This window comes from Thermococcus aciditolerans, assembly GCF_008152015.1.
GTDB classification, from domain to species: domain Archaea; phylum Methanobacteriota_B; class Thermococci; order Thermococcales; family Thermococcaceae; genus Thermococcus; species Thermococcus celericrescens.
In genome coordinates this window covers 666,844-690,323 of sequence record NZ_CP041932.1, presented here as the reverse complement: position 1 = coordinate 690,323, position 23,480 = coordinate 666,844, and the positions used below count along the sequence as shown (strand labels likewise).

General features: G+C 54.9%; 31 protein-coding genes. 15 read left to right on the top strand and 16 right to left on the bottom strand.

Features of this window, described 5'->3' with window-relative positions:
- The first annotated feature begins 298 nt into the window (after positions 1–298).
- The 6 genes from FPV09_RS03810 to FPV09_RS03785 all read left to right on the top strand — a co-directional run bounded on the left by FPV09_RS03810 (position 299) and on the right by FPV09_RS03785 (position 4,293).
- A complete protein-coding gene (locus FPV09_RS03810) occupies positions 299–799 on the top strand; it encodes a hypothetical protein (RefSeq protein WP_148883663.1) in 501 nt (166 codons plus the stop codon).
- A 53-nt stretch (positions 800–852) separates the two neighbouring features.
- Complete coding sequence (locus FPV09_RS03805; RefSeq protein WP_148882438.1) at positions 853–1,113, top strand: hypothetical protein; 261 nt, start codon at positions 853–855, stop codon at positions 1,111–1,113.
- Between the two features lie 9 nt (positions 1,114–1,122).
- Positions 1,123–1,884 carry a 7-carboxy-7-deazaguanine synthase QueE gene (locus FPV09_RS03800; RefSeq protein ID WP_148882437.1) on the top strand — a complete coding sequence of 254 codons (762 nt, stop codon included), beginning with the start codon at positions 1,123–1,125 and terminating at the stop codon, positions 1,882–1,884.
- Positions 1,885–2,039: 155 nt separating this feature from the next.
- Complete coding sequence (locus tag FPV09_RS03795; protein ID WP_148882436.1) at positions 2,040–3,362, top strand: RuvB-like helicase; 1,323 nt, start codon at positions 2,040–2,042, stop codon at positions 3,360–3,362.
- A 128-nt stretch (positions 3,363–3,490) separates the two neighbouring features.
- The gene (locus tag FPV09_RS03790) at positions 3,491–4,006 is read left to right on the top strand and encodes a hypothetical protein (protein ID WP_148882435.1); all 516 of its coding nucleotides are present in this window, start codon (positions 3,491–3,493) and stop codon (positions 4,004–4,006) included.
- Entirely contained in the window at positions 4,006–4,293 is a 288-nt protein-coding gene (locus FPV09_RS03785) for a hypothetical protein (RefSeq protein ID WP_148882434.1), read from the top strand. Before FPV09_RS03790 ends, FPV09_RS03785 begins: the two co-directional genes overlap by 1 nt.
- On the opposite strand, the gene FPV09_RS03780 is transcribed toward FPV09_RS03785, so the two are convergent.
- Genes FPV09_RS03780 through FPV09_RS03765 form a run of 4 tightly spaced genes read right to left on the bottom strand, consistent with a single transcriptional unit; the run spans position 4,290 to position 6,677 of the window.
- Positions 4,290–5,285: a PIN domain-containing protein gene (locus tag FPV09_RS03780; RefSeq protein ID WP_148882433.1), complete on the bottom strand. Its 996-nt coding sequence runs from the start codon at positions 5,283–5,285 to the stop codon at positions 4,290–4,292. The genes FPV09_RS03785 and FPV09_RS03780 overlap by 4 nt on opposite strands.
- Positions 5,272–5,754 (bottom strand): hypothetical protein, encoded by a 483-nt coding sequence (locus tag FPV09_RS03775; protein WP_148882432.1) that lies wholly within the window; start codon positions 5,752–5,754, stop codon positions 5,272–5,274. The genes FPV09_RS03780 and FPV09_RS03775 overlap by 14 nt, the downstream gene beginning before the upstream one ends.
- The gene (locus FPV09_RS03770) at positions 5,748–6,203 is read right to left on the bottom strand and encodes a hypothetical protein (RefSeq protein ID WP_148882431.1); all 456 of its coding nucleotides are present in this window, start codon (positions 6,201–6,203) and stop codon (positions 5,748–5,750) included. The genes FPV09_RS03775 and FPV09_RS03770 overlap by 7 nt, the downstream gene beginning before the upstream one ends.
- Positions 6,204–6,215: 12 nt before the next feature.
- Positions 6,216–6,677: a DUF2284 domain-containing protein gene (locus FPV09_RS03765; protein WP_148882430.1), complete on the bottom strand. Its 462-nt coding sequence runs from the start codon at positions 6,675–6,677 to the stop codon at positions 6,216–6,218.
- Positions 6,678–6,992: 315 nt separating this feature from the next.
- Between FPV09_RS03765 and FPV09_RS03760 the strand changes: the two genes are divergently transcribed.
- Complete coding sequence (locus FPV09_RS03760) at positions 6,993–7,460, top strand: YbhB/YbcL family Raf kinase inhibitor-like protein (protein ID WP_083500621.1); 468 nt, start codon at positions 6,993–6,995, stop codon at positions 7,458–7,460.
- Between the two features lies 1 nt (position 7,461).
- Here the strand turns inward: FPV09_RS03760 and FPV09_RS03755 are convergent, their stop codons facing one another.
- Entirely contained in the window at positions 7,462–7,713 is a 252-nt protein-coding gene (locus tag FPV09_RS03755; RefSeq protein ID WP_148882429.1) for a hypothetical protein, read from the bottom strand.
- 102 nt (positions 7,714–7,815) lie between these two features.
- Positions 7,816–8,280 (bottom strand): tetratricopeptide repeat protein, encoded by a 465-nt coding sequence (locus tag FPV09_RS03750; protein ID WP_148883662.1) that lies wholly within the window; start codon positions 8,278–8,280, stop codon positions 7,816–7,818.
- 92 nt (positions 8,281–8,372) lie between these two features.
- Here FPV09_RS03750 and FPV09_RS03745 point away from each other — a divergent pair, with 92 nt between their 5' ends.
- Positions 8,373–8,966, top strand: coding sequence for a CGP-CTERM sorting domain-containing protein (locus tag FPV09_RS03745; protein WP_148882428.1), 594 nt, complete (start codon positions 8,373–8,375; stop codon positions 8,964–8,966).
- A 61-nt stretch (positions 8,967–9,027) separates the two neighbouring features.
- Entirely contained in the window at positions 9,028–9,756 is a 729-nt protein-coding gene (locus FPV09_RS03740; RefSeq protein ID WP_148882427.1) for a cytochrome c biogenesis CcdA family protein, read from the top strand.
- Here FPV09_RS03740 and FPV09_RS03735 read toward each other — a convergent pair.
- The 4 genes from FPV09_RS03735 to FPV09_RS03720 all read right to left on the bottom strand — a co-directional run bounded on the left by FPV09_RS03735 (position 9,748) and on the right by FPV09_RS03720 (position 12,008).
- A complete protein-coding gene (locus FPV09_RS03735) occupies positions 9,748–10,095 on the bottom strand; it encodes a thioredoxin family protein (protein WP_148882426.1) in 348 nt (115 codons plus the stop codon). The two genes, FPV09_RS03740 and FPV09_RS03735, sit on opposite strands and share 9 nt — an antisense overlap.
- A gap of 62 nt (positions 10,096–10,157) precedes the next feature.
- Positions 10,158–10,727 carry a hypothetical protein gene (locus FPV09_RS03730; protein ID WP_148882425.1) on the bottom strand — a complete coding sequence of 190 codons (570 nt, stop codon included), beginning with the start codon at positions 10,725–10,727 and terminating at the stop codon, positions 10,158–10,160.
- Positions 10,728–10,737: 10 nt separating this feature from the next.
- Positions 10,738–11,550, bottom strand: a complete 813-nt coding sequence (locus FPV09_RS03725; protein ID WP_148883661.1) for a hypothetical protein — start codon at positions 11,548–11,550, stop codon at positions 10,738–10,740.
- Between the two features lie 71 nt (positions 11,551–11,621).
- On the bottom strand, positions 11,622–12,008 hold the full coding sequence (locus FPV09_RS03720) for a transcriptional regulator (RefSeq protein ID WP_148882424.1): 387 nt from the start codon (positions 12,006–12,008) through the stop codon (positions 11,622–11,624).
- Positions 12,009–12,180: 172 nt separating this feature from the next.
- Between FPV09_RS03720 and hcp the strand changes: the two genes are divergently transcribed.
- A complete protein-coding gene (gene hcp / locus FPV09_RS03715; RefSeq protein ID WP_148882423.1) occupies positions 12,181–13,548 on the top strand; it encodes a hydroxylamine reductase in 1,368 nt (455 codons plus the stop codon).
- A 3-nt stretch (positions 13,549–13,551) separates the two neighbouring features.
- Here the strand turns inward: hcp and FPV09_RS03710 are convergent, their stop codons facing one another.
- A complete protein-coding gene (locus FPV09_RS03710) occupies positions 13,552–14,031 on the bottom strand; it encodes a DUF1858 domain-containing protein (RefSeq protein WP_148882422.1) in 480 nt (159 codons plus the stop codon).
- 111 nt (positions 14,032–14,142) lie between these two features.
- Here FPV09_RS03710 and FPV09_RS03705 point away from each other — a divergent pair, with 111 nt between their 5' ends.
- The 3 genes from FPV09_RS03705 to FPV09_RS03700 are packed head-to-tail and all read left to right on the top strand — an operon-like array spanning position 14,143 to position 16,873.
- Positions 14,143–15,483: a DUF438 domain-containing protein gene (locus tag FPV09_RS03705; RefSeq protein ID WP_148883660.1), complete on the top strand. Its 1,341-nt coding sequence runs from the start codon at positions 14,143–14,145 to the stop codon at positions 15,481–15,483.
- A 1-nt stretch (position 15,484) separates the two neighbouring features.
- Positions 15,485–15,796, top strand: a complete 312-nt coding sequence (locus FPV09_RS12085; RefSeq protein WP_210411155.1) for a cupin domain-containing protein — start codon at positions 15,485–15,487, stop codon at positions 15,794–15,796.
- On the top strand, positions 15,797–16,873 hold the full coding sequence (locus FPV09_RS03700; protein WP_210411153.1) for a M24 family metallopeptidase: 1,077 nt from the start codon (positions 15,797–15,799) through the stop codon (positions 16,871–16,873). It begins immediately after the preceding gene.
- Here the strand turns inward: FPV09_RS03700 and FPV09_RS03695 are convergent.
- On the bottom strand, positions 16,870–17,331 hold the full coding sequence (locus FPV09_RS03695; protein ID WP_058938661.1) for an Lrp/AsnC family transcriptional regulator: 462 nt from the start codon (positions 17,329–17,331) through the stop codon (positions 16,870–16,872). The two genes, FPV09_RS03700 and FPV09_RS03695, sit on opposite strands and share 4 nt — an antisense overlap.
- Before the next feature lie 116 nt (positions 17,332–17,447).
- On the opposite strand from FPV09_RS03695, the gene FPV09_RS03690 reads away from it, so the two are divergent.
- Positions 17,448–18,791, top strand: a complete 1,344-nt coding sequence (locus FPV09_RS03690) for a leucine/methionine racemase (RefSeq protein ID WP_148882421.1) — start codon at positions 17,448–17,450, stop codon at positions 18,789–18,791.
- A gap of 76 nt (positions 18,792–18,867) precedes the next feature.
- Positions 18,868–20,169: a uracil-xanthine permease family protein gene (locus FPV09_RS03685; RefSeq protein WP_148882420.1), complete on the top strand. Its 1,302-nt coding sequence runs from the start codon at positions 18,868–18,870 to the stop codon at positions 20,167–20,169.
- Between the two features lie 33 nt (positions 20,170–20,202).
- Here the strand turns inward: FPV09_RS03685 and FPV09_RS03680 are convergent, their stop codons facing one another.
- The 4 genes from FPV09_RS03680 to FPV09_RS03665 all read right to left on the bottom strand — a co-directional run bounded on the left by FPV09_RS03680 (position 20,203) and on the right by FPV09_RS03665 (position 23,471).
- A complete protein-coding gene (locus tag FPV09_RS03680) occupies positions 20,203–20,832 on the bottom strand; it encodes a DUF996 domain-containing protein (RefSeq protein ID WP_148882419.1) in 630 nt (209 codons plus the stop codon).
- Between the two features lie 49 nt (positions 20,833–20,881).
- Positions 20,882–21,472 carry a DUF996 domain-containing protein gene (locus tag FPV09_RS03675; protein ID WP_058938665.1) on the bottom strand — a complete coding sequence of 197 codons (591 nt, stop codon included), beginning with the start codon at positions 21,470–21,472 and terminating at the stop codon, positions 20,882–20,884.
- Between the two features lie 113 nt (positions 21,473–21,585).
- Entirely contained in the window at positions 21,586–22,281 is a 696-nt protein-coding gene (nuoI, locus tag FPV09_RS03670) for an NADH-quinone oxidoreductase subunit NuoI (protein ID WP_058938666.1), read from the bottom strand.
- Between the two features lie 5 nt (positions 22,282–22,286).
- Positions 22,287–23,471, bottom strand: coding sequence for an NADH-quinone oxidoreductase subunit D (locus FPV09_RS03665; protein WP_148882418.1), 1,185 nt, complete (start codon positions 23,469–23,471; stop codon positions 22,287–22,289).
- Between the last annotated feature and the right edge of the window lie 9 nt (positions 23,472–23,480).

Below are 23,480 nucleotides of genomic sequence, written 5' to 3'. Positions count from 1 at the left end.
TCTCAAACTCCGAACCGGTGCATGCCGGCCGATAATTTAAAGTTTTCTGTGCTCCGTTAGTGCCGGGATCTTCGGGGAGCCAGAATTCAAAACTGGCACGCTATTTTTGAGCTTGCCTCAGACCAGTGGGTTCACATATCTTGACAAAACTAGGAGTAAGTGAAGTTTGTAAGGGGGCCATTGGAGATGTCGGCCCCCTGGGGGTCCCGACGTCATCGCAACCCGATACTCGTCGGGCATTCATTTCTATGCACAAAACCTTATAACAGTTGGGCCTACTCACCCATAGGTGCAGAACATGGCCGGAACGATAAGCAAGATAATACACTTCCGCGACGAAGAGGAGTTCCTCGACGACATGACGGAGATAATGGAGCGCTTCTCATATCTAGCCAGCAAATACGGCCACAATCCGGTGGAGGGTATTCTCCTGTGGGACTACATAGGCGTTCAGGACGAAGAAGGCGTCAAAATTTTCCGCGTGGGCGAGTTTCCCTACTTTGAGGGGGCCCTGAAGGTTGACCTTGAGACTCTCAGGGTCATGGAGCGCTACTTCGACGAGATGGAGAGCAAGTGGGACGAGCTCCGCGTGGAAGACATCGCCTACTTCGTGGAAATGCTCAACGACGCTCTGGGCAGGGAGATCGTCTACTACGAAGCCTACGACCTCGGGCTGGACAGGAACACCGCCTACATAATCATTAACATCGCGAACCTTCACTATCTGGAGAGCGTTCTCGATGGGCGGGACAGGGAGATATTCGAGGAAGCCGTTGAGATGCTGATGAGATATATCTAATTATGTAATCATTGAATCGCGTGATTATTTAATTAAAGCTGGAGGTGGTGGCCGTGCTCTTCAAGAAGAGGGGAACCTTCACCGAGGAGGACGCCAGGAAGGTCATTGAGATCGTGAGCGAGAGGCCCGACGAGAGGGAGATAATCATCATGGCGGAGAGGGTTACAGACGGGGCAAAGAGGCGCCTCTGGGACTACGCCAGGGGAGTTCAGCTTATGGCCGACATGACCGGCGAGGACAGGAGTGTAAGGGTGGAGATTCTTGAGGGCTACGTGAGCGAGCGTGTGAAGGGAACTGATGTGGATGAGCTGTGAGGTGTTGGCATGAAGCTCGTAATGGCCGAAGTCTTCAACAGCTGGCAGGGTGAGGGGGGGAGTGTCGAGGGCTCTGCCTTCGGGAGGAGGCAGATTTTCGTCCGCTTCGCCGGCTGCGACCTTAACTGCCTCTGGTGCGACTCCAGGGAGTACATCAAGGCTTCCCAGGTTTCACGCTGGCGCTATGAGGTGGAGCCGTTCACCGGAAAGTTCGAGTACAGGCCTAACCCGGCGGAGCTTGGAGATGTCGTTGATACCATCCTGCGCCTCGATACCGGCGATGTCCACTCGATAAGCTACACCGGCGGTGAGCCGACGCTCCAGGTAGAACCGCTCAAAGCTCTCATGGGGAAGATGAAGGAACTCGGCTTCGACAACTTCCTCGAAACCCACGGCGGCCTTCCGGAGCTGGTTAAGGAGGTTGCCGACCTCACAGATTACGCGAGCGTTGACATAAAGGACGAGACGGCTAAGGCCACGGAGGACTGGAGGGCTCTGGTTCTCCGCGAGGTCGAGAGCATAAGGATTCTGAAGGAAGCCGGGGCCAGGGTTTACGCCAAACTCGTCGTTACGTCGGGGACGAAAATCGAGAACGTCCGCTGGTACGCTGAACTGTTGAAGGGTTTGGCTCCCCTTGTAATCCAGCCGAGGGAGCCGATTGAGATAAGCCAGGAAAGACTCATGGCTATTTACCGCGAAGCTGCCCTGGTAATGGGAAGGAGGGACGTCGGCCTGAGCTTCCAGGTTCATAAGTACCTCCACGTGCTTTGAGAGGGTTTTTAAGGGTCCGTCATAACTTTTTCCGGCGATGATGACATTGGCCTTTGGGGTGAACGATGCCCGGGATCGACGGCCTGAGCCGTGCCGTCAAATTTTTAAATCTCTCCTCTTTTAGTAACCCCCGGAAAGATTAAGGGGGTGGTGCCATGCCAGTGATAGAGGAAGTGGCTGCAAGGAGCTTCGAGAGGATTGGAAGCCACTCCCACATAAGGGGCCTCGGCCTTGACGAGAACGGGAAGGCAAAGTTCATGGCCGACGGAATGGTCGGACAGGTTAAGGCGAGGGAAGCAGCGGGAATAGCGGTTGAACTCATCAAGCGCGGCAAGCTCGCCGGAAAGGGAATCCTTCTCGTCGGTCCGACGGGAAGCGGTAAGACGGCGATAGCCATGGGCATAGCGAGGGAACTCGGTGAGGACGTTCCCTTCGTCCAGATAGCAGGAAGCGAGATTTACTCCGCCGAGGTCAAGAAGACGGAGTTCCTGAAGGAGGCCCTGCGGAGGGCCATAGGAGTGAGGATAAGCGAGGAGAGGAAGGTCTACGAGGGCGAGGTAAGGGAGATAAGGATAAACCGCACTAGGCACCCATTCAACCCCTACGTCGAGGTTCCCGAGAGCGTCGTCATAACCCTCCGTACCAAGGACGACGAGAAGACCATCCGGGCCGGCAGGGAAATAGCCTATCAGCTCATGGAGATGGGCGTTGAAGAGGGCGACGTCATACAGATAGACGCCGAGACCGGCAGGATTTCGAAGATAGGCACCACGAAGGAGGAAGAGGGACTGTTCTTCAAGCGCAAGGTGAACCTCCCCAGCGGACCGGTTCTCAAGATAAAGGAGTTCACCTACACCGTTACGCTCCACGACCTCGACGTTGCCAACGCCCGCGGCAATATCTTCGGCCTGCTCTTCAGCACCGGGGCGGAGATAAGCGACGAGATAAGGCAGCGCGTTGATGAGACGGTCAAAAAGTGGATCGAAGAAGGAAAGGCCAGCCTCGTGCCGGGGGTTCTCTTCATAGACGAGGTTCACATGCTCGACATCGAGGCGTTCTCCTTCCTCGCGAGGGCGATGGAGAGCGAGCTGGCGCCAATTCTCATCCTGGCCACCAATCGCGGAAGGACGAAGATAAGGGGCACCGACCTCGAAGCCCCGCACGGAATACCCATCGACATGCTCGACAGGCTGCTCATAATCAACACCGAGCCTTACAGGAAGGAGGAGATCAGGGAGATAGTCAAGATTCGCGCGAGGGAGGAGAAGATTGAGGTCAGCGAGGAGGCGATAGAGTACCTCGCGGAGCTCGGCGAGAAGACCAGCCTGCGCTACGCGGTACAGCTCCTCGCGCCGGCAAGTGTCCTGGCTAAAGGCGGAAGGGTGGAGAAAGAGCACGTGGAGAGGGCAAAGGAGTACTTCGCAGACCTCAGGATGAGCATGGAGTTCGTGGAGAAGCTGGAGGGCATGCTTCAGTAAAACTTTTAAACTTTAATCTTTTAACTTTGCTTGGTGATAATGTGTCGCCAGGGTTTCGTGGGAAAAAGCTCTTCGTTTTCCCGGTGGTTCTAGCTCTTTTGGGTTTCCTACCCTATGGTGGACCCTCCTTGACCTACGTCCCGCTCAACGGAACTTTCTCCGGCGGTATCGTTGTTCCAGCAGGAATCTCCGACGAGGTCGTGGATTACCTCTCCGGTTTCAACACCACCCTCTACTCGTTCGAGGCAGAGGTCCTCGGAGACGACATGAACGCCAGCATAACCCTCTCCGCCCTGAGGCTTTCTCCCCCATACGAACCGGAAGACTTTGAGGTTATCGTAAACGCCCGCCCGATAAAAGGAACCACCTACGTCCCCTACGCCGAGAGAATCCCGGTGTGTATACGGTACCACGACCACGACTACAGGGCGTTCTTGACCGTAAAGGCCAGGGATGAGGTGAAGGCTTCAGGAAGCTGGAGCCGGGGTTACCTCGACGGCGCTTCCAACTCCACCCTGCTGGAGATAGGTGACCTGAGGCTGGTCATCAGAGTCGAAGGGCCAGGACACTACGTCTTTTCCATCATAAAGATGCCCGGGAACTTTGATGTTGACAGCGGGAGGTTGATTCTGGGGGTAAAGTGATGAGAAAACTGCTTTACGCACTTCCTTTCCTTATCCTGGCAACGGGCTTCCTTATGGTGGACTTCAGGCCGGCTGTGATCGTTCCCATAACCCTCAACTGGCTTACCTTCTGGTTGGAGTATCGCTACGGCAGCGAGAGTAAGGAAGGAGACGAGCTGATTGCGCTAGGTATCTCGATGTCGTCGGTTCTCATACCAGCCCATCAGGCTTTTGCAGAGTTACTGGCCTTCGTTATATTCGTACTCGAGCTGACGGCCCTTTTTGTGAAGTTTAAACTTAGAGATTAGTCATTCATTATCCTCATCAGCTTCCTGCTGAGCTTCAGGTGGAACTCGAACTCATGATAGGCTCTGTTCTCGGTTGGAAAGACCAGTTTGAGCTCGTTCAGCCCGCCCTTACCGCCGAACTCGCCGAACACGGTTATCCCGTTCACCTCTATGACGCCGAAGACGGCCGCGAGGTTGAAGAGGAGCGTCCTGAGCTGGTAGGCCCTAACGTCGTGCCGTCCAATCTCCTGGCGCGGGTACTTGAAGAGGAAGTACTCCAGGCCTTCCATCTCAGCCACGTCGGTTATCGCTATGTCAGCAGTGAGGAAGACGAGAAGCGTGGGCGTCATGTTGTCGTAGTGCTTTAGGGACTTGATTATTGTCTCGTCGTTGGTGTGGGCCGGTTCTTTGACGCTCTCGGCTATGATTATCCTGTCCTTCAGCCTTTCGAACTCCTTGAGGGCTATGTAAGCGGCTTTTCTGCTTCTCTTCGTCCTCCTGTTGCTGAACTCTCTGAGGAGGCTTCCGTTTCTCACCTCGCGCCTAATCTCCTCCAGCTCCCTGTGCCGGTACTTGTAGTTCATGGCGTTCTCTATCTCCTTCTTCACGCCCTCCGCCACGACTATCTGGTGCCCCTCGAGGGGTCTGAAACCCGAGATGAAGCGGTGGTAGAAGAGGTTGGTATCCGGGGCGAAGGCTACACCCTTCTTGAGCCTCTCGTAGAGCTCGAGGTTCTGGATGAACTCATCGATGTTCGCGTACCTCACGATGCCCGCGGAGATGAAGCACTCGTAGAAGTCTGTCCAGGTGGGGAGTTCGTGGGAGAGGTACTCCGGAACGTGCTCGTTGAACTCCCGCCTGTTCACCGTGAGCTCAACGCGGTAGCCGGTTTCCACCGGCTTTGCCCTCAGCAGGGGCAGCCCGTAGAGCGGATAGCTCACCCTGATGTCTCCCAGGACGTTGAGGAGTATCTGGAGCTCCGGCTTCTCTATAACCTCGCTAGTCTCCCTCACTCTCATCACCCAGGAAGTTCTTTATCGGCTGCATGTGGGTTGGAATCATCATGTAGGGCCTGTCCGGGAAGTCCAGGTCGAGGAGCCCCATGTAAACTATGAATGCCACAGGGAACTGCCTTGTCTGAACTATCGCGGCGGCAACGAGGGCCTTTCTGCCCGAAGTTATGTCCAGACCCATCCTGTAGCCCTCGCGCTCCAGCTTAGTGAACAGCTCCCTGAACTTTCTGTCGGCAACGAAGAAGCCGTAGTCCGGAACAACTTCGGTTTCTATGGCTGGATGGAGGTTATATGCTTCTGAAATCGCCCTGATGGCCTCGACGACCTTGGGCAGGTTGTGACGGTAGCGCTCCTCCGTGAATACGTATATCCTCTCCGCCTTTCCTCCCCGTGTGAGGAGCTTGTAGTAGGTGTTAACGACCGCCCACGGCGAGCGACCGAGCAGGGTTATGTACGCAACCTTCACCATAATCTATTCCCCCAGATGTACGCTAGGACCCCATAAACCAGCGCTAAAACGAATGGAACCACTGAAATTCGCTCCTTAACCGTCTTGTGGGCGATCAGGAACGGTACCAGTGCCATTATGGGGTACTCGACGCCGTAGGTTTCATGAACCCCAATGCCCCCTGCCGCAAAGAGGAAGATGAGTGCGGCAAATACTCCGGCGGGAACCGTTAGAACTGTGAACATGAGCACGTCGGGGGCTTTGCTCGATTTCCTCTCTGGGACCAGGACTACCCAGAAGAGGAAGCTGAGAACAAGGAAGTGGAGCAGCAGTTGCCAGAAATCAACCTCAAGATTTGGCTCTCCCCTCCCCGGTAGGTAGTAGAACCACGCGGCTCCGAAGGCATACACGAGCGTCATGATAAGTGAGATTCCCCACTTCATTCCGGCGGGGGAGATGTTCTCCTTCATCCGTTCGCACCGTTATTCAATTAGCACCATCCCGTACAAAACGCTTTCGGAGAAGTTGATTTCCACGAGTTTCCCAATCTCAATGCCAATGGCGTCTATGCTCGGCCTGACCTTGGTCGGCATCCTGCACGGCTTGCCCCTCTCGAAGGGACAGTCGTCGCAGAGGTTGCACGAGCCGGGAAATAGCGCCATTGCGTACATCTTCCCCTTTTTGAAGAACTCTCCCTCCCTTTTCAGGAGGTACAGCAGGGCCTCCCTCTTTTCCTCCTCAAAGCGCTCCATGTCTATCTCAAACTTCACTATCAGGGCCCTCTTGAAGTGCCGCACCCACTCCCTCGCTTCCCTCCAGTCCGGAACGTGGGGCGGGCAGCTCGGTCTTCTGCCGTACATCGGGCAGGAGCGGCACTTCCAGACTGGCCGGGGCGAGACGACTATTTCATCCGCCGGAATTTCCCTCTCCCACAGCACCCTCATAGAGCATCAAGAAAAGATAGGGAAGGAGCTTAAAAATCAATCCATAGTTCACGGCGACGTTTGTCTTCATTCCCTGCGGGAACGGGACATCGTCCGCAGCCCTTTCATCGCTGGTAACCGGTCAGTATTTCCGGCCGGCCTCACACCATCATCAACACTACAATGTTGTTGCTGTTAATAAAGCGTTGTGCCGAAATCTTTTTACGTTTTGTTGGGTATATTATTTACATGAGATGGTTAGCGCCGCTCCTGGTGGTTTTGCTGGCCCTGAGCGGGGGATGCATATCTTCAAAGGATTTCGGAGGGGATGTTAGGATGGATCTTGAGGTTGGTTCCATATTTCACGATGGGGGCACCATACCCGTCGAGTTCACCTGTGATGGGAACGACGTGAACCCGCCAATATTTATCGGGCACGTGGACCCCAATGCTAAAAGCCTCGTCATCATAATGGACGACCCCGATGCCCCCGGTGGGACCTTCACCCACTGGATAGCGTGGAACATTCCACCCCTCGGGGAAATACCAAAGGGAGTTCCGCCGCGGGGGGTTGTGGACGCTCCCGTCAGGATGGTTCAGGGAAAGAACGACTTCGGGAGAATCGGGTACGGGGGCCCCTGTCCGCCGAGGGGGCATGGGGTGCACTATTACCACTTCAAGGTCTATGCGCTTGACACGGTTCTGGAACTCGACCCTGGGGCAAGCAGAAAAGAACTGGAAAGGGCCATGAGCGGCCACATCATTCAGATGGGTGAGCTTGTGGGGTTCTACGAGAGACGCTGAGCTACTTTTCTTTTAACTTTACCACCAGATTGACGGCACTCTGGAACGCCGCGAGGAAGTTCAGGGCGAAGAATATCCAGTCCCCTATCATGTATGAGTATATGGTGAGCAGCGTCGAGGCCGTCACGTAGATCAGTATGAACTGCAGGTTAAGCGGGCACTTTCTGGTCTTTATGGTCTCCCATGTCTGAGGAACCCACGAGCTCACCAGGAGCAGCATTCCTATCAAGCCTATTATCGCTCCACTGTCCATTTTCTCTCACCCCCAACGGGGAAGAGAAGAGCGTAAAAAAGCCTTGTGGATGGACCCATGTCAAAATCGAATAGAACGATTGGATGAATAGACAAATTTGAGCTAAAGCTGGCTGGCGAGTCTGGACATCGCCCACGTCTTGACGTCGTCGTCCATGATGCCGTTGATTATCTCCATCGCCTCGGCGACCTTTCCCCTCTTGGCAAGGACCAGCGCCACCTCCGCCTCGACCTTTGACTTATTCGGGAGGTCAGTTATGTACCGGGAAATTCTGAGGGCTTCCTCCGGATTGCCCATGTTCAGAAACTCAAAGGCCAGGCTCATCAGAGCCTTTGTGCTCTCGTCGCGGTTGTCGATGTCAAGGGCTGCCTTAACCGCCCTTTCCAGTGCCTTGTTATAATCCCTCCCTGACTTTGCCACCTCGACTGCTATGTGTGAGAACGCCTTCGAGCGTATGTTGCCATCGGGTATTCCCTCAGCCATGTCGAGAGCCTCATTAACCCTGCCGGATTCCACGAGTTTAAGAACCGCCTCGTACAGTGCCCTGGAGCGGTACCACTCCTGCATGATCATCCCCAAGAATTCTGCAACCCGAAGGATTTAAGCTTTCCGCGGCCAAGGTTTATAACTTCCCACAGGAATAAGGTTCGGGTGAGAAAATGAGAAAGCTGGTTTTGATTATCATTGGGATGCTGTTAATCTCGACGGTTTCATACGCCGTTGCAGAGGGCCAGGTGAACCCGGACAAGCTCAACTTTTATATGTACGGTGCAAAGACCTGTCCCCACTGCCGCAAAATGAAGGAGGAGATACCGAGGGTCTACGGAAACGACAGCTTCACGTACTATGAACTGGTGGACAATACCGAAAACCAGGCACTGTTCGGGGAGCAGTACCGGTACACTGGCATATCCGGAGTGCCCGCTATAGGTATAGCCTATGAAGGGGAACTCAAGGCGATAGTCGAGGGTGAATTCAACGTTTCCGCGGCACCGAAGATAGTGGAGGCCGCCATTGAGAACGACGGCCTCATCCTGGTCATGGGGGGCAAGGCGTACATAATAAAAAACGAAACCATCATCCAGAAACTTCATGTTATCTACGTTGAGCACAGGAACCCAGATGAGACAGTAACGACGACCGCAACGCCAACGAATACCACCACGAGTTCATCTGATAACGGGATATGCGGTCCGGGAATAGTGGTTGCCTTTGCCGTCATTCCCCTGGTCCTCCTTAAACGGAGGCGCTGACCTTTCGTTCTCAACTTTTTGTTTTAGAAAGCCACAAAAAGAGTGGTGATAACTGACTATCATGAGGAGTGAGATAAAGGGGCTGGCGATAATCCTTCTGGCATCCTTCGGGGTCAGCTCCCTCGCGTTGTGGGCGCTGGGCATGGTGGACTTTGTACCCAAGTTCTTCGCATTGGCCATGAGCGACTCGATAAACCCGTGCACCTTCGTCATATACACCATGCTCCTCATAGCACTCTCGGTCAGGGAGATATCGAAGAAGAGGCTGTACCTCATAGGCGCTGCCTTCATAGCTGCGGTTTACATATCCTACTACCTCCTCGGAGTCGGCCTGCTCTACTTCGCCGGTTATCTGCCCCTTTGGGTCGCCGGAGTTGCCGCGATAGTTTTCGGTGCCTACACCATAGCCACCGGACTGATGGAGAAGTCCCGCGTCGGGGACAAGAGCAAAATCAGGAGGAAGATATTCAGCAGCGACGCAACGGCCATCGGGGCTTTTACGCTCGGAGTTATAGTCTCCACAACCCTTCTCCCGTGCTCCGCGGGTAGCTACCTCGTCTATGCGATAATAATCTCCAAAGGCGGCCAGGCCCTCGCGTTCCTCCTCCTGGCGCTCTACAACCTCGTCTTCGTGCTTCCGCTGGTTGTCATACTGCTGGCGATGGGAAGCGTTACCGAGAGCAAGCGCTTCTCCCAGGCCATGGTGAGGCACAGCAGGGAGCTCTCGGTCATAGCGGGGATACTGCTGATAGCCATTGGAGTGTGGGTTCTTACGGGTGCTTCACTGTAAACCGAGCTTTTCCCTCACCCTTCTCTCAAATTCCGCAAAGTTCGGAACCCCTATGAACTCCACTCTGTTGTCTATGAGTATGGTGGGGGTTCCCATTATGTTGTGCTCCATGGCCTTCCTCTGGCCTTCGGGAGTGGCTACGCTGAGTTCTCTCGCTATGACGCCCTCGTATTTCCTCTCAAGCTCCTGAGCCATTGCCCAGGCTATCGGGCAGTAGGGACAGCCGGGTGACGTTATGACCTCGATGACCACCTTTTTCTTCGGCGTGACCTCTATCATTCCCGCCTTCTTCATGAGTTCGAGCATCTTTTTTCTCCTTATCAGTTCAAGCTCGTCCATCCTCTCACCTCCGTTAGAAGAGAGAAAGAAGCAGGTTTAAAAAGAAATTCTTGAAAAAAGCTTCAATCGATGGCGTTCAGATGTGCCGCCAGGAGTACCGCGAATATAATCGCCAGCAGGATGTGCAGCTTCTTCCATTTTTCGTACCTGTTCACGTACTTCCTCGCCCTTTCCATGTCGTTGGCCTTTGCCGCCGCGATTATGCTGTGGTTTATGCTCCTCCCTATGAAACCCATCACGTTCAGGAGAACGAGAACGGCCGCCATTGCCAGTCCCGTTGTACCCGCCAGGCCGGTGTAGTTGCCGCACGAGAAGAAGTGAACAAAGACCAGCAGGGTTCCCGTTATCGTGAAGAAATGGTGGACGGTCATCGGCGATACCGGGCCGATCACTGTCATATACGGATGCTCCATCTTTATCTCGAAGCCCCAACTGCTCGACCTCTGGTGGGTTATGATGAGCTTCCGCTTGGTAAGGGCGTAGTAGGCAACTCCCACCGCTATCATTGCCACTCCCGCCACCGCAAGGGAAGTATAGCCAGCCTCGTACTCGTTTTCCTCTTCGTACTCGTCCGCAAGAACAAGGGGAGTGATGAGGAGAGCCAAAAGAAGAAAAACCAAAAGCCTCTTCATGGGCATCCCCTCAGAACGCCCCGCTTCCAAGGCCGCATATCTTCGCGAATGGACAGACCGAGCAGTCCTCGGTGTACGGCTTGAGGTAGGGCTCGCCCTTGATGGCCTTTGTTAACTCCTTCGCCTTCTCCATTGCCTCATCGTCCCCTTCAAGGACGAGGGTGACGCTTCCCTCCGCCCCACCAGCTCCGCCTGCGGCTATCGGTATTGCCTCAACTCCGGCGAGTATCCTGTAGGCTTCAACCTCGGTAACGGGGTGGGAGTGGGGTATCGGCACGAGGGCTGAATAAAGCCCGGTTCCCCAGTCGAAGGAGTAGATGCCGGTGAGCTTGGCGCTTTCCTCGACAGGTGTTGGCACGAACTTCTCGAGGCTCACGGGCGTTATCGTGAAGACACCCTTCGTTATCGTCCAGCCGAAGGTTTTTCCTATCGTCCCGCCGTCTGGAGCGGCGGCAAAAACGGCGACGTTCCAGTTAATGTCGATCGCGTTGGCCCCTTTGATGAAGACGTCCTTCGGACCCATCTGCTTGAGCGCTTCGAGGGGGTCGTCAAACGGTTCCCCCTTGTAGAGGACGAGGTGCTTGGGCCAGGTGGCCTTTGGAGTAACGCAGGTTCTTCCCTTACTGATAACACCAACGGTCCATTTTTCCTTGTCTATTTCCTTTCCTAAGATCTCCTCGGCTATATAGGCCGCGGTTGTGCCGGTGGCAATGTAAACAAACCCGTGCTTGAGGGCATGCTGAACCTCATCGAGAGCGACGACGGCCTTTGCGATAAGCCTCTTGCTCTCCGGTGGGGTGAGGGTTACAAGTGCCCTTCTCATAAGAATCACCAACATTAAAATCTCCATCGAAACATATTAACCTTCCTTTAGCCGAGCCGAGAAGCCTTAGCTCAGCCGAAAAGTTCAAGGCATACGTTGCATTCCGCGGGATTCACTTCGGGGTCGATTTTTGAGTGGAACTGGCAGACGTAGCCCTTTCCAAGCATCTCGACGGAGATTTCCACGAGCCTCCTGTGTATCTCATACTCACTCGGTTTTTTCTTAATGATCTCGTCGGCAAATGAACGAAGCTCGTTATCGATGTCTGGAAACTGGGAGACATCCATCAACGCGCCTCTGTCCATCCGAAGATAGCGGGAGACCGCCGACTGGGTTATGTGGAGGAGCTCAGCTATCTTCGTCTGCTTCAGGCCGTTTTCATAGAGTATCTCAACGAGCCTCCGCCTGAGTGACGGGTACACGTAGCGCGAGGCCACTTCAAACGCATTAGTCTTCATGGTGGGTTTTATGACGGGCGGAATATTTAAGGGTTTCTGTCAAGTCCCAACACAGGTTTATATGACATAAGTCATATAGCCGCTTTAGGTTAAGAAACCGCAAGATTTTTATGAAGGTCACTTCATCTATAATCGAAGGATATGACACATGTCATAAAAGGAGGGATTGAAGATGATAAAGGTACCTGAGAAGTTAGACATGCTCTGCAACCAGTGCTCGATGAGCCTCGCCGGAGGATGTACGATAAGGGGAGTCTGCGGTAAAGACCCGGACCTCAACTCCCTTCAGGAGGCCCTGCTGTATGGTATAAAGGGAACCGCGGCCTACTACCACCACGCCCTTGAGGTCGGCTACGACGACCCAAAGATAGGCCACTTCCTGGCGGAGGCCCTCTACTCGACCCTAACCAACGTGAACTTCGACAAAAACCGCTTCCTTGAACTTATCCTTGAGAACGGAAGGGTTCACCTTGGGGCCATGAAGCTCCTCGACAAAGCTTACGTTGAAACCTTTGGAAGGCCTGAGCCGGTTGAAGTTCCGACCGGAACGGCTGATGGGCACGGCATACTCGTTACCGGCCACAGCTACAAAGCTCTGTACGAACTCCTCAGGCAGATTGAAGAGATGGGCCTTGAGGAAGAGCTCAAGGTCTACACCCACGCTGAGATGTTTCCAGCACATGCATACCCAGAGCTGAGGAAGTTTAAAGCGCTTTACGGCAACTGGGGAGGCTCGTGGCTCTACCAGAAGAAGGAATTCGCGGAGTTTCCGGGAGTGATTCTGGGCACAAGCAACTGTGTCCAGCAGCCGACGAAAGCTTACGCTGATAGAATCTTCACCGTCGGAATAGCGGGCCTTGAGGGGGTTCCTCACATCGAGGACTACAACTTCGAGCCGCTCATAAAGCGCGCCCTTGAGACGCCGAAGATGCAGGCTTACGACGGCGGAAAGCTCCTCACAGGCTTCCACCACACCAACGTCCTGGCCATGAAGGACAAACTGATAGAGCTAATCCAGGAGGGCAAGATAAGGCACATCTTCGTCGTGGGCGGCTGTGACACCCCGCACAAGGGCATGGGCTACTACGAGAGGCTCACCGAGCTGATCCCCAACGATGCTCTGATACTCTCGGCGGCCTGCGGCAAGTTCCGCTACAACGCGAGAAACTACGGCACCATCGAGGGAATCCCGCGCTTCCTCGACTTCGGCCAGTGCAACAACGTCTACTCGATAATCGAGATTGCAATAGCACTTGCCAACGAGCTCGGAACCGACGTGAACTCCCTGCCGGTGAGCATTGTCCTGAGCTGGATGGAGCAGAAGGCCATAGCGATACTCTACTCGCTCCTCTACCTCGGAATCAAGGGCATCTACATCGGACCTAAAGCTCCAGAGTTCCTGACTCCGGGGGTCTTCGAAATCCTCAGGAGACAGTTTGACCTCAGGCTCACTGGTGACCCGGAGGCCGATCTCAGGGACATGCTCGGCAAAGGAGTCAGGGTGGAGGAGGGCTCTCCCCTCGCGGAGGAGCTGGATTGACCTTCAGTTTTTCTTTTCCAGTCTTTTCAGTTCCTCCATCATTTCCCTGAACTTCTCGTCGCTCATTCCGATGAGCTTCTTTGCCTGCCTCAGGGTTATCGTCCTCGCGAGTGTCTTCCTCATCTCGGGATTCTCAAGGGGCGAGAAGCCGTACTTCACCAGTATTTTGAGGGATTCCGGGTAAGCTTTGAGGAGCTTGGCCACGTTAGTTTCCTCGGTTATTTCGTCCAGCTTATCGTCGCACTCTTTAACTTCCATCGTAAGCTCCTTCGAGTTCTCGGTCTTGGTTATCCTGAGCACGAATGCCCCGCCAACTTCCTTCAGCTCAACCCTGTAGCCGGCTTCCTCAAGTTTTCCCAGCATGTCAACGAAGGGCTTGTCCCCGATGACCTCAAGGGTTTCTCCCACCTGGAGCTTTCCGAGGGATTGGATTATCATAACCGCCGGCTGGGGAGGCTGTAATCCACGAACGTCAAGCATCATTTTTCATCACCGTTCCTCTCTATGACATGCGACATATAAAGATTGTTGGGCAAATCTGCCCAGAAACGCTTAAAAGTACTTAGTATGACACTTGTCATGAAGGTGATAAAGATGACTGAGTTGCTGAACAATCGCGAATACAAGAAGGAGCAGCTGAAGAAACTCCTTCTCAGAATTCATGAGGGAGAGGACGTTAATAAGCTCAAGGAAGAATTCCGCCAAGTTTTGAGCGGCATTTCGCCCCTTGAGATTCCAATCATAGAGCAGGAGCTCGTGAAGGAAGGGATTTCGGCCAAGGATATAGCGAAGATGTGTGACCTGCACGTCGAGCTGTTCAGGGAAGCGGTTGCCGGAACGGAGGAACTTGAGGAGAAAGACCTGCCTGACGGACACCCGCTCAAGACGCTCTACCTCGAAAACAAGGAGATAATGAAGGACTCCGAGATGCTCAACCTCTACGCGAGAACCCTAGCAACGACCAAGGACGAGCGCATGAGGGAGGAAATACTCGGCGTTCTGGAGGAGCTCGTTGGCAACCTCAAGAGGGTTGGCTTCACCCACTACAATCGGGAGGAGATGCTCACCTTCCCCTACATCGAGAGGAGAGGCCTCACTGCAATAGCCACGGTTCTCTGGACTAAGCACGACGAAATTAGGTTTATGATAAAACATCTCGCTGTTCTCCTATCAAAGCGTGATGAGATGCCCTGGGAGGAGTTCGTTGAGAAGTTCAAGACCAAAGCCGGTGAAGCGGCCTTCGCCCTCAGCGACATGGTATTCAGGGAGAACAACATCTACTATCCTACGCTGAAGGCCCTTCTCACTGACGGAGAATGGAAAGCTATCCGCCAGCAGGAGGACGAGTTCGGCTACTACAAGGTGAACCCGCCGGAATGGGATCCTGGGAAGGACGTTAAGCCGCTTCATCCGTGGGAAATTAACCCGGAGCTGAGCGTTGAGCAGCTCCTCGGCCTCCCCAAAGAGGTACAGCAGGCCTTAAAGGGCCAGCCCCTGGAGTTTGATAAGTCCCAGCTCAAACGCGAGGGCGACATAGACCTTGGAACGGGCTACGTCAGTCTCGAAGAGCTCAAAGCTATCTTCGAGGCCCTGCCGGTTGATGTGACCTTCATCGACGGTAACGACAGGGTGAGGTTCTTCTCGCCCGGCGAAAGGATATTCGCCAGAACCCCCTCTGTGCTCGGGAGGCCCGTCCAGCTCTGCCACCCGCCCAAGAGCGTTCACATAGTAAACAAAATCCTCAAGGCCTTCAAGGAAGGCAGGAAGAAGGAGGCAACCTTCTGGCTCAGGCTCGGTCCGAAGTACGTTTACATCAAATACGTGCCCCTCTTTGACAAAAACGGGAACTACCTGGGAACGCTGGAGATTACCATGGACATCGAGCCATATAAGAAGATCGAGGGCGAGAAGAGACTGCTCGACTGGAGGGATTGAGATGATCGTTGTTAGAGTTGAGGACGCCCCGCGGGTGGACAACCCACACGGAGTGGATGTGAGAAAGCTGATGGATGAGAAAAGTGCCCAGATATTTTACATAACCCTGAAACCGGGAGAGAGTCTGAAGAGACACACAACGCCGGTTGATGCTTTCCTCTACGTCCTCAAGGGCAGGGGCATCGTGGAGGTCGGCGACGAAAGGGCAGAGGTTAAGAAGGGAACCGCCGTATATCTCCCGAAGGAAGTGCCACATGCGGTTTCCAACGGGGGAAGCCTTGACATGGCATTCCTCGTTATCAAGGTGATGTAAATGCGTGGGAATCCCGAAATTTTCAAAAGACGTGTGGAGCGCTTTCAGGAACTCCTTAGGAAGAACGAGATAGACGGGGCAGTGATAAGAACCCTTTCCAGCTTCATATACTTCACCGGAACCAAGTGGCTCCGGCCGAGTCTCCTCATTCCGGCCGAGGGAGAGCCAGTGGTTTACGTTGTTAAAGGTGAAGCCGAGCTTTTCAGGGAGAAGAGCTGGATCGAGAACGTCGTGGAGTTCCAGAAGGTAGAGGACCTGATGGCTGGCGTCGTGAGCTGGATCCACAGGAACGGCATGGAACGGGTCGGCCTTGAGTTCGGGGTAGAGCGCGACGCTTACCTCATATTCCTCAAGATATTCGAGCGCCTCAACCCGACCATCGAGATAGTGGACATCCTCGACCTCACGATGGGGCTGAGGATGATAAAGGAAGACTGGGAGCTAGACAACATCAGGAAAGCTGGAAAAATCGCAGGGCGGGGCATGAAGGTCGCCGAGGAGGTCATAAAACCGGGCCTCAGCGAGCTGGAGATAGCGGCGGAGGTAGTTAGGGAGCTCATGCTCAGTGGCAGTGAAGACCCGAAGGTTTACGTTTCAACGACGCCGAGGGCTCACGCCGAGCCCTTCCGCGACCTCAGGGTCCCCGAAAATGGCATTGTTACCGTCGTTATAGGAGCCGACTGGAACCACTACTACGCGAACATGGCTAGGACTTTCGTTGTAGGAGAGCCGGGCGAAAGGGTCAGGGAAGCCATCGAGGTTAAGGAGGAGGCGTACAGGATTGCACTTGAGGAGACGAGGGTTGGCGTTGCATTGAACACCATCGAGAAGAAACTCGCGAACTTCTTCAGGGAGAGGGGCTTTGGGGAAGCTTACATAGCCGGCTACACTCACGGCGTCGGCCTGTTAATTGAGGAGCCTCCTATAACCACTATCATCGTCCCGCAGAGGGCCACCAAAGTCCAGGAAAACATGGTTCTAACGGTGATCCACCCGCCGCTCATGATTCCGGAGGGAGCGGTAAAGCACGAGGACACCTACATTGTCAAAAAGGATGGCCTGGAGAGGGTGACTTAGAACACCCTCGCGTAGCCCCATTTCCTGACGCTCGTCAGGATTGACGTTTCCGTGCTCCTCAACCCCTCTATTTTTCCCAGCTTTTCTATGAGGAAGCTCTCGAGCTCCTGAAGGTCCTTGACGGTCACCTGCATGAGTATGTCGTGCGCTCCGGTGGCGATTCCGAGAACATCCACTTCCGGCAGTTTGCTCAGCTCCTCCGCGGCCTTCTTGACCCTGCTCGGCTCAACGTCGACCGCTATGAAAGCCACTATCGAGTAGCCCGCCTTGAAGGGATTTATGAGCGCGGAGAACTTTCTTATAACACCCCTCTCGACGAGCTTCTTTACCCTGAGCCTGACCGTCGATTCCGGCACCTTGAGGCGTCTCGCTATCTCGGAGTAGCTGGCCCGCCCGTCCTCCTGGAGGATGTGGAGTATCATCCTGTCCAGTTCGTCAAGATGCTCACTAGTCCGCATTTTCTCACCTCAATTCTTGTCAATATTTCGCTATTCTTTTAATCTTTTCTGCGAAATTAGCAAAATTCGGGCGAAATTGCTATTAATTCCAAGCGCGTATAGCATACGGTGGGAACATGGGTTATCCCGGAAACAAGGAGGAAGTTCTGGAGCGCTATTCAAGGGTTTTTCCGAGGTCAGCGCGCGTCACCTATGCACCCATAGTCGGCGTTCGTGCTGAAAACGCCCGCGTCTGGGACATTGAGGGCAGGGAGTACATAGACTTCCTGAGCGATGCCGCCGTTCAGAACGTCGGCCACAACAATCCCAGGGTTGTAAACGCGATAAGGGAACAGGCGGAGAGGTTGATACACTTCACCTTCATCTACGGCTTCCCGGTTGAGCCGCTCCTCCTGGCCGAGAAGCTCGCCGAGATAGCACCGATTGATAGTCCGAAGGTCAGCCTTGGTACGAGCGGGAGCGACGCCAACGATGGGGCAATAAAACTCGCGAGGGCCTACACGCGGAGGAGAACGATACTCAGCTACCTCAGGAGCTATTACGGGGCAACCTACGGCGCGATGAGCATAACCGGACTCGACTTTGAGGTTCGCTCGGTAGTGGGGGAGCTGAGCGACGTTCACTACATCCCCTATCCCAACTGTTACCGCTGTCCCTTCGGGAAGGAGCCAAAGACCTGCAGAATGGAGTGCGTCTCCTACCTCAAGGAAAAGTTTGAAGGGGAGGTTTACGCGGAGGGAACCGCCGCCCTCTTCGCCGAGCCAATACAGGGCGATGCGGGGATGGTCGTTCCACCGGATGGCTACTTTAAAAAGGTGAAGAAAATCCTCGATGAACACGGCATCCTCCTGGCTGTGGACGAGGTTCAGAGCGGCATGGGGAGGACGGGCAAATGGTTCGCGATAGAGCACTTCGGTGTTGAACCGGACGTAATAACGCTCGCGAAGCCTCTCGGCGGTGGACTGCCCATAAGCGCGATAATAGGGCGCTCCGAGGTTATGGACTCCCTTCCGCCGCTTGGACACGCCTTTACCCTCAGCGGCAACCCCGTGACGAGCAGGGCGGCCCTGGCGGTTATTGAGGAGATAGAGGAGAAGGACTTGCTCAAGAGGGCGGAGAAGCTCGGAGAATATACGAAAAAGTGGCTGGAGAAGATGAAGGATGAGCACGAGCTCATCGGCGACGTTCGCGGCCTCGGCCTGATGCTCGGCGTTGACCTCGTCAAGGACAGGGAGACTAAGGAGAGGGCCTACGAGGAGGCCAGGAAGGTCGTCTGGCGCGCCTACGAGCTCGGACTCGTGCTGGCGTTCCTGCAGGGCAACGTGCTGAGGATTCAGCCGCCCCTCACGATAGAGGAGGAACTCCTCGAGGAGGGCCTCGACAGGCTGGAGCGGGCGATAGCCGACGTGGAGGATGGTAAGGTTCCGGATGAGGTTCTGACGAAGGTTCAGGGCTGGTGATTGACATAAGTATGTTTATTTTTTCCTTCTCCGAAAACTTTTTAAACAAACTCCTACACAGCTTGAGCGGGCTTCAATGGAAACCCTGGAAACCATGAAAGGACCGGTACTGAAGGTTGGAATCGAGGATAAGGTTGAACCTTCAAAGGCTTTGGTTTTTGGCCTTCAGCATGTTCTCGCGATGTTCGGTGCCACCGTCACCGTGCCCCTGGTCGTTGGGGGCGCCGTTGGTCTGAGCGGCTCTGAGATTGCCCTCATGATACAGGCTGTTCTGCTGGCGATGGGCATCGCAACGCTGCTCCAGACGACGATAGGCTCCCGCTACCCGATAGTGCAGGGCTCAAGCTTCGCCTTTATTCCAGGCCTCATAGCGATTGGCTCGAGCCTCGGAATGGCTGCGGTTCAGGGTGCGCTAATCGTTGGGGGTTTGATAGAGGCCGCCATCGGATGGCTCGGGATAATCGGAAAGGTCAGGAAGCTCTTCACCCCGCTGGTCACGGGCGTCACGATAACGCTGATAGGCTTCAGCCTGGCCGACGTCGCGGTTAAGAACTTCTTCAACTTCTACGCAGACCCATCCGGGGGAACCATCGCCAGGGCAACCCTGGTCGCGGTCATAACTTTCCTCACGACCGTTATGGTCGCCCTGAGGGCGAAGGGAAGCCTGAAGGCGATGCCTGTCGTTGTCGGTGCTGCAGTTGGCTACCTTGTGAGCGTTCCCCTCGGCCTCACGGACTTTGGACTGGTAAAGAGCCTGCCCATCGTGAGCGTCCCAAGGCCCTTCCCGTGGGGCGAGCCGATATTCGACACCACGGCGATAGTCCTGCTCCTCTTCGCCTTCATGGTGAGCATCATAGAGAGCGTCGGGGACTACCACGCGATAGCGGCCGTCACGGGCTCGGAGGTAACGGGCAAGCACATAGCAAGGGGAATCGGCAGCGAAGGCCTAGCCTGCTCGATAGCCGGCCTCCTCGGCGCGTGTGGAACGACGAGCTACTCGGAGAATATAGGCGTGGTGGCCCTCACGAAGGTAGGGAGCAGGTACGTGGTGCAGATAGGGGCGGTTATTCTGATCCTCCTCTCCCTGGTTCCGAAGTTCGGAGGGGTTCTCGCCTCAATGCCAGCCCCGGTTCTTGGCGGCCTGACCCTGGCACTGTACGGAATGATAAGCGTCACAGGTTTGAGGCTGATAAAGGAGAGGGTCGAGTTCAACGACAGGAACACGCTGATACTGGCCGCCGCACTGATAGCCGGCCTCGGAGCACCCCAACTCCCGGCGGAGTTCCTGGCGGCCTTCCCGAAGATAGTCGCCAGCATCCTGGAGTCGGGAATGGCGGTCGGAGCGCTCACAGCGATAGTGCTCGACAGGCTCCTCTGATTCTCTTTTTATTGTCTGAAAAGGAAGAGAAAATCAGTAGGCGACCAGAACTGGGCCCTCTGCCTGTCCCGTTTCAATCTCCTTCGGCATCTTACTGAAGGCCAAGATGGCCATTATCCTGCCGATAAGGAGGAGTATTGCGCCCACGATGACGATTAAAGTTACAGCACCCCACTTCATCCAAGTCGAGGCGTCATTGAACTCCTTAACCCCAGTTATCTCGTACATCACCGCCCAGGCGCGGCTCTTGAAGTAGGCTCCAAGGGCGATGAAGACCAGCATCGTAAAGGCCCCCAGCAGGATAAGCCCGAGTGAGGCCTCATCCCCGTTTTCTATGAACTCTGCGTTTTCTCCGGGGGTGACCATCTGAACGCCCTCCCCGTGGAAGGTTGAGCTTTCGTGGAGCGATGTTAAGCCAACGGCGCCGAGGACGAAGATCACGAGAACTATCAGGCCCACGACGTTGAAGACCGCACCGATGAGATAGTTCCTGAAGGGTCTGCCGTCGTTGAACTTATCCCCTATGCAGTGGAGGGCCATGAGAACGAGGATGAAGCCCACTATGGAGAGTATCGCTCCAATGTACGGGATGAAGCCGCTGACTAGGGCCAGGAGGAGCCCCCACATTCCCATCTCCCTTTCACGTTCAACCCTTACTATCATTGTACCACCATATATGAAATCAACATCAACTCTTAAAAAAATTAATGCATCAGGAAATAACCAGTGTTCCGGATTCGTTTGAACGCTCCAGCTCCTCCGGAAGGTTGGCGAAGGCCAGTATCTGGTACACCGCCGCGACGAGGAGCAGGACGAGGCCAATGACGACTATCGCCAGTATCGCACCCCACATGAGCCACGTGGCGGTCTTATCGAACTCCTCGACGCCGGTGAGTTCGTACGTAGCGCGCCAGGCCCTGATGGTGAAGTATATGCCGACTATTGCCGCGGCCAGGAGCACCAGCAATCCCGTGCCGAGAAGGCTGATGCCAACCAGGGATACGGAGTCCCCATTCTCAACGAACGATGGTATGGACAGGGCACCGATTATAACGAGAACCGCGGCCAGTATCAGTCCGGCTATTCCAGCGATGACTGAGTAAAGGTAGTACCTAAAGGGCCTGTCGTCTCCCAGCTTGTCACCTATCCCTTTGAGGGCGAGCAGAATAAGCACCTGCCCGACGAGGGAGATGGCCCCCATGAACGTCCCGATGTACGGGATTATCCCGAGGAATCCCCCGGCGAGCACAAGAACCGAACCTATCAACCCGTAGTTCTTTTCATTTTTCAGACTCACAGCCACATTGCCTCCCCCCGATAGTTGTGTGCGATTATAACTTTAAAGGGTTACGCTGGGAGGCTGATACCGGTACGGCGATCCGGGAGAATAGAAAAGGAGAGAATAACAAAAAACGCTCACTCGGTTCCCTTCTTCTCCGCAGCCTTCTCGGTAGGCTTAGCTTCCTTCTTTTCGGCCGGTTTGGCAGCCTCTTTCTTCTCAGGGGCCTTGGCCGGCGTCGGCTTCTTGGGCGGCCTCAGACCGTAGCCGAGTATCTTGAACTCTATCTTGTCGCCGTCGCGGAGGTGGTAGATGTGTGTACCGTCCTCCAGCTTCTCGATCTTGACCACCGGGAAGCGGTAGTCCCTGAACTTCTCGTTGAGCTCCTTGACCTTCTTCGGGTCTATGGGCACCCAGTCGTAGAGCTCCAGGTCCTCCTCCAGGCCGCCGGTGGTGAGGTAGTAGTTCTCGGTGAAGTCAAGGGCACCGGTCGGGCAGACGTCGACACAGAACTGGCAGAAGGTGCACCTGCCGTAGTCCACCTTCGGGTGCGGCCTCTTCTCCATCTTGCCATCCACTTCCATCCATGTCATCTCTATAGCCCTGGCTGGACATATCTGGCCGCAGAAGTTACAGCCGACGCAGGTCTTCCAGTTCAGCGTGTGGAATCCCCTGTACTTTGGTGCCGGCTCTATCTGCTCGAAGGGTATCTTGATGGTAACCGGCTTTTTGAAGAGGTACTTGATGCCCATCCACGGCTTGACGAATGATTTCTTGAGCTTGACCTTCTCCTCGCCGACGACCCTAACCTTTGGCTTCTCAACGCTCTCCATTTTCATCACCTGTCTATGTCCGGCGGGCAGTTGTCAAGGGTCTTCAGGATGACCGGAACGTCCGCAAGGCGGGCTCCCTTGAGCAGTTCCTCAAGCACCGTGACACCGTGGCTCTGACTTGGACCGCGTATGTGAACCCTGTAGGGTTTGTGGGTTCCGTCACTGACGACGTAGGCTCCGAAGTCACCTTTAGTGCTCTCCACGTGCGCGTAGGCGTCTCCCTTCGGCGGCTTGAACCTCGGCAGGGCCTTGAGCCTGGCGTCCTTCACCATGTACGGTCCGCTCGGCGGTCCCATGTCGAGGAGCTGTTCAAGGATGTAGAGGTCCTGCTCCATCTCGTACCTCCTCACGAGGACCCTGGCCAGGCTGTCGCCCTCCTTGAGCACCGGGACCTCGAACTCGAGCTCCGGGTAGAGCAGATACGGGTCGTCCTTTCTGACGTCGTAGGGAACGCCGACGGCCCTGAGGTTCGGACCGGTGACGGCGTGCTTCAGCGCGAACCTCTTGTCCATAACTCCTACTCCCTCAGTCCTCTCAAAGGTGATGTAGTTGTCGAAGAGTATCTCATCGAAGTCCTTCATCTTGCCTTTGATGTACTCGACGGTGTCCCTGAGCTGGCGGAGCCACTTGTCGCCGGGTATGTCCCTTCTGACTCCTCCAGGCACGGTGTAGATGTGGTAGACCCTGCCTCCCGTGAGCTCCTCGAAGAGGCGCATGAACCTCTCACGGTAGGCAGCTGCCCACTGGCCGGCGGTGTAGAGGCCTATCTCGTTTCCAAAGCCCATTATCCAGAACATCCACGCACTCATCCTGGCCATCTCGAGGACTACCGTCCTTATCCACTGGGCCCTCTCGGGAACCTCCCAGCCGACTATCTCATCAACGGCCATGGAGTAGATGTTCTCCGGCACATCGCTCTCTGGAACACAAATACGAAGGAGCAGGGCGATGTTGGTGAAGTAGGGCCTCTGCTCTGCGAGCTTCTCGAATCCCCTGTGGAGGAAACCCGGGTTGACGATGGCCTTCTCCACCCTGTTGCCGTCCATCTTGAGGATTATGCTGAAGTTCTCGGTCGCCATGTGCTGCGGACCGAAGAACAGCTCGTAGGTATCCTTGTCAATTGGGTGAAGATACATATCGTGTGCCTTTGCCTCTTTCTTAAGCTCCTTCGGGACTTCCAAATTTGCCATTATCCTCAC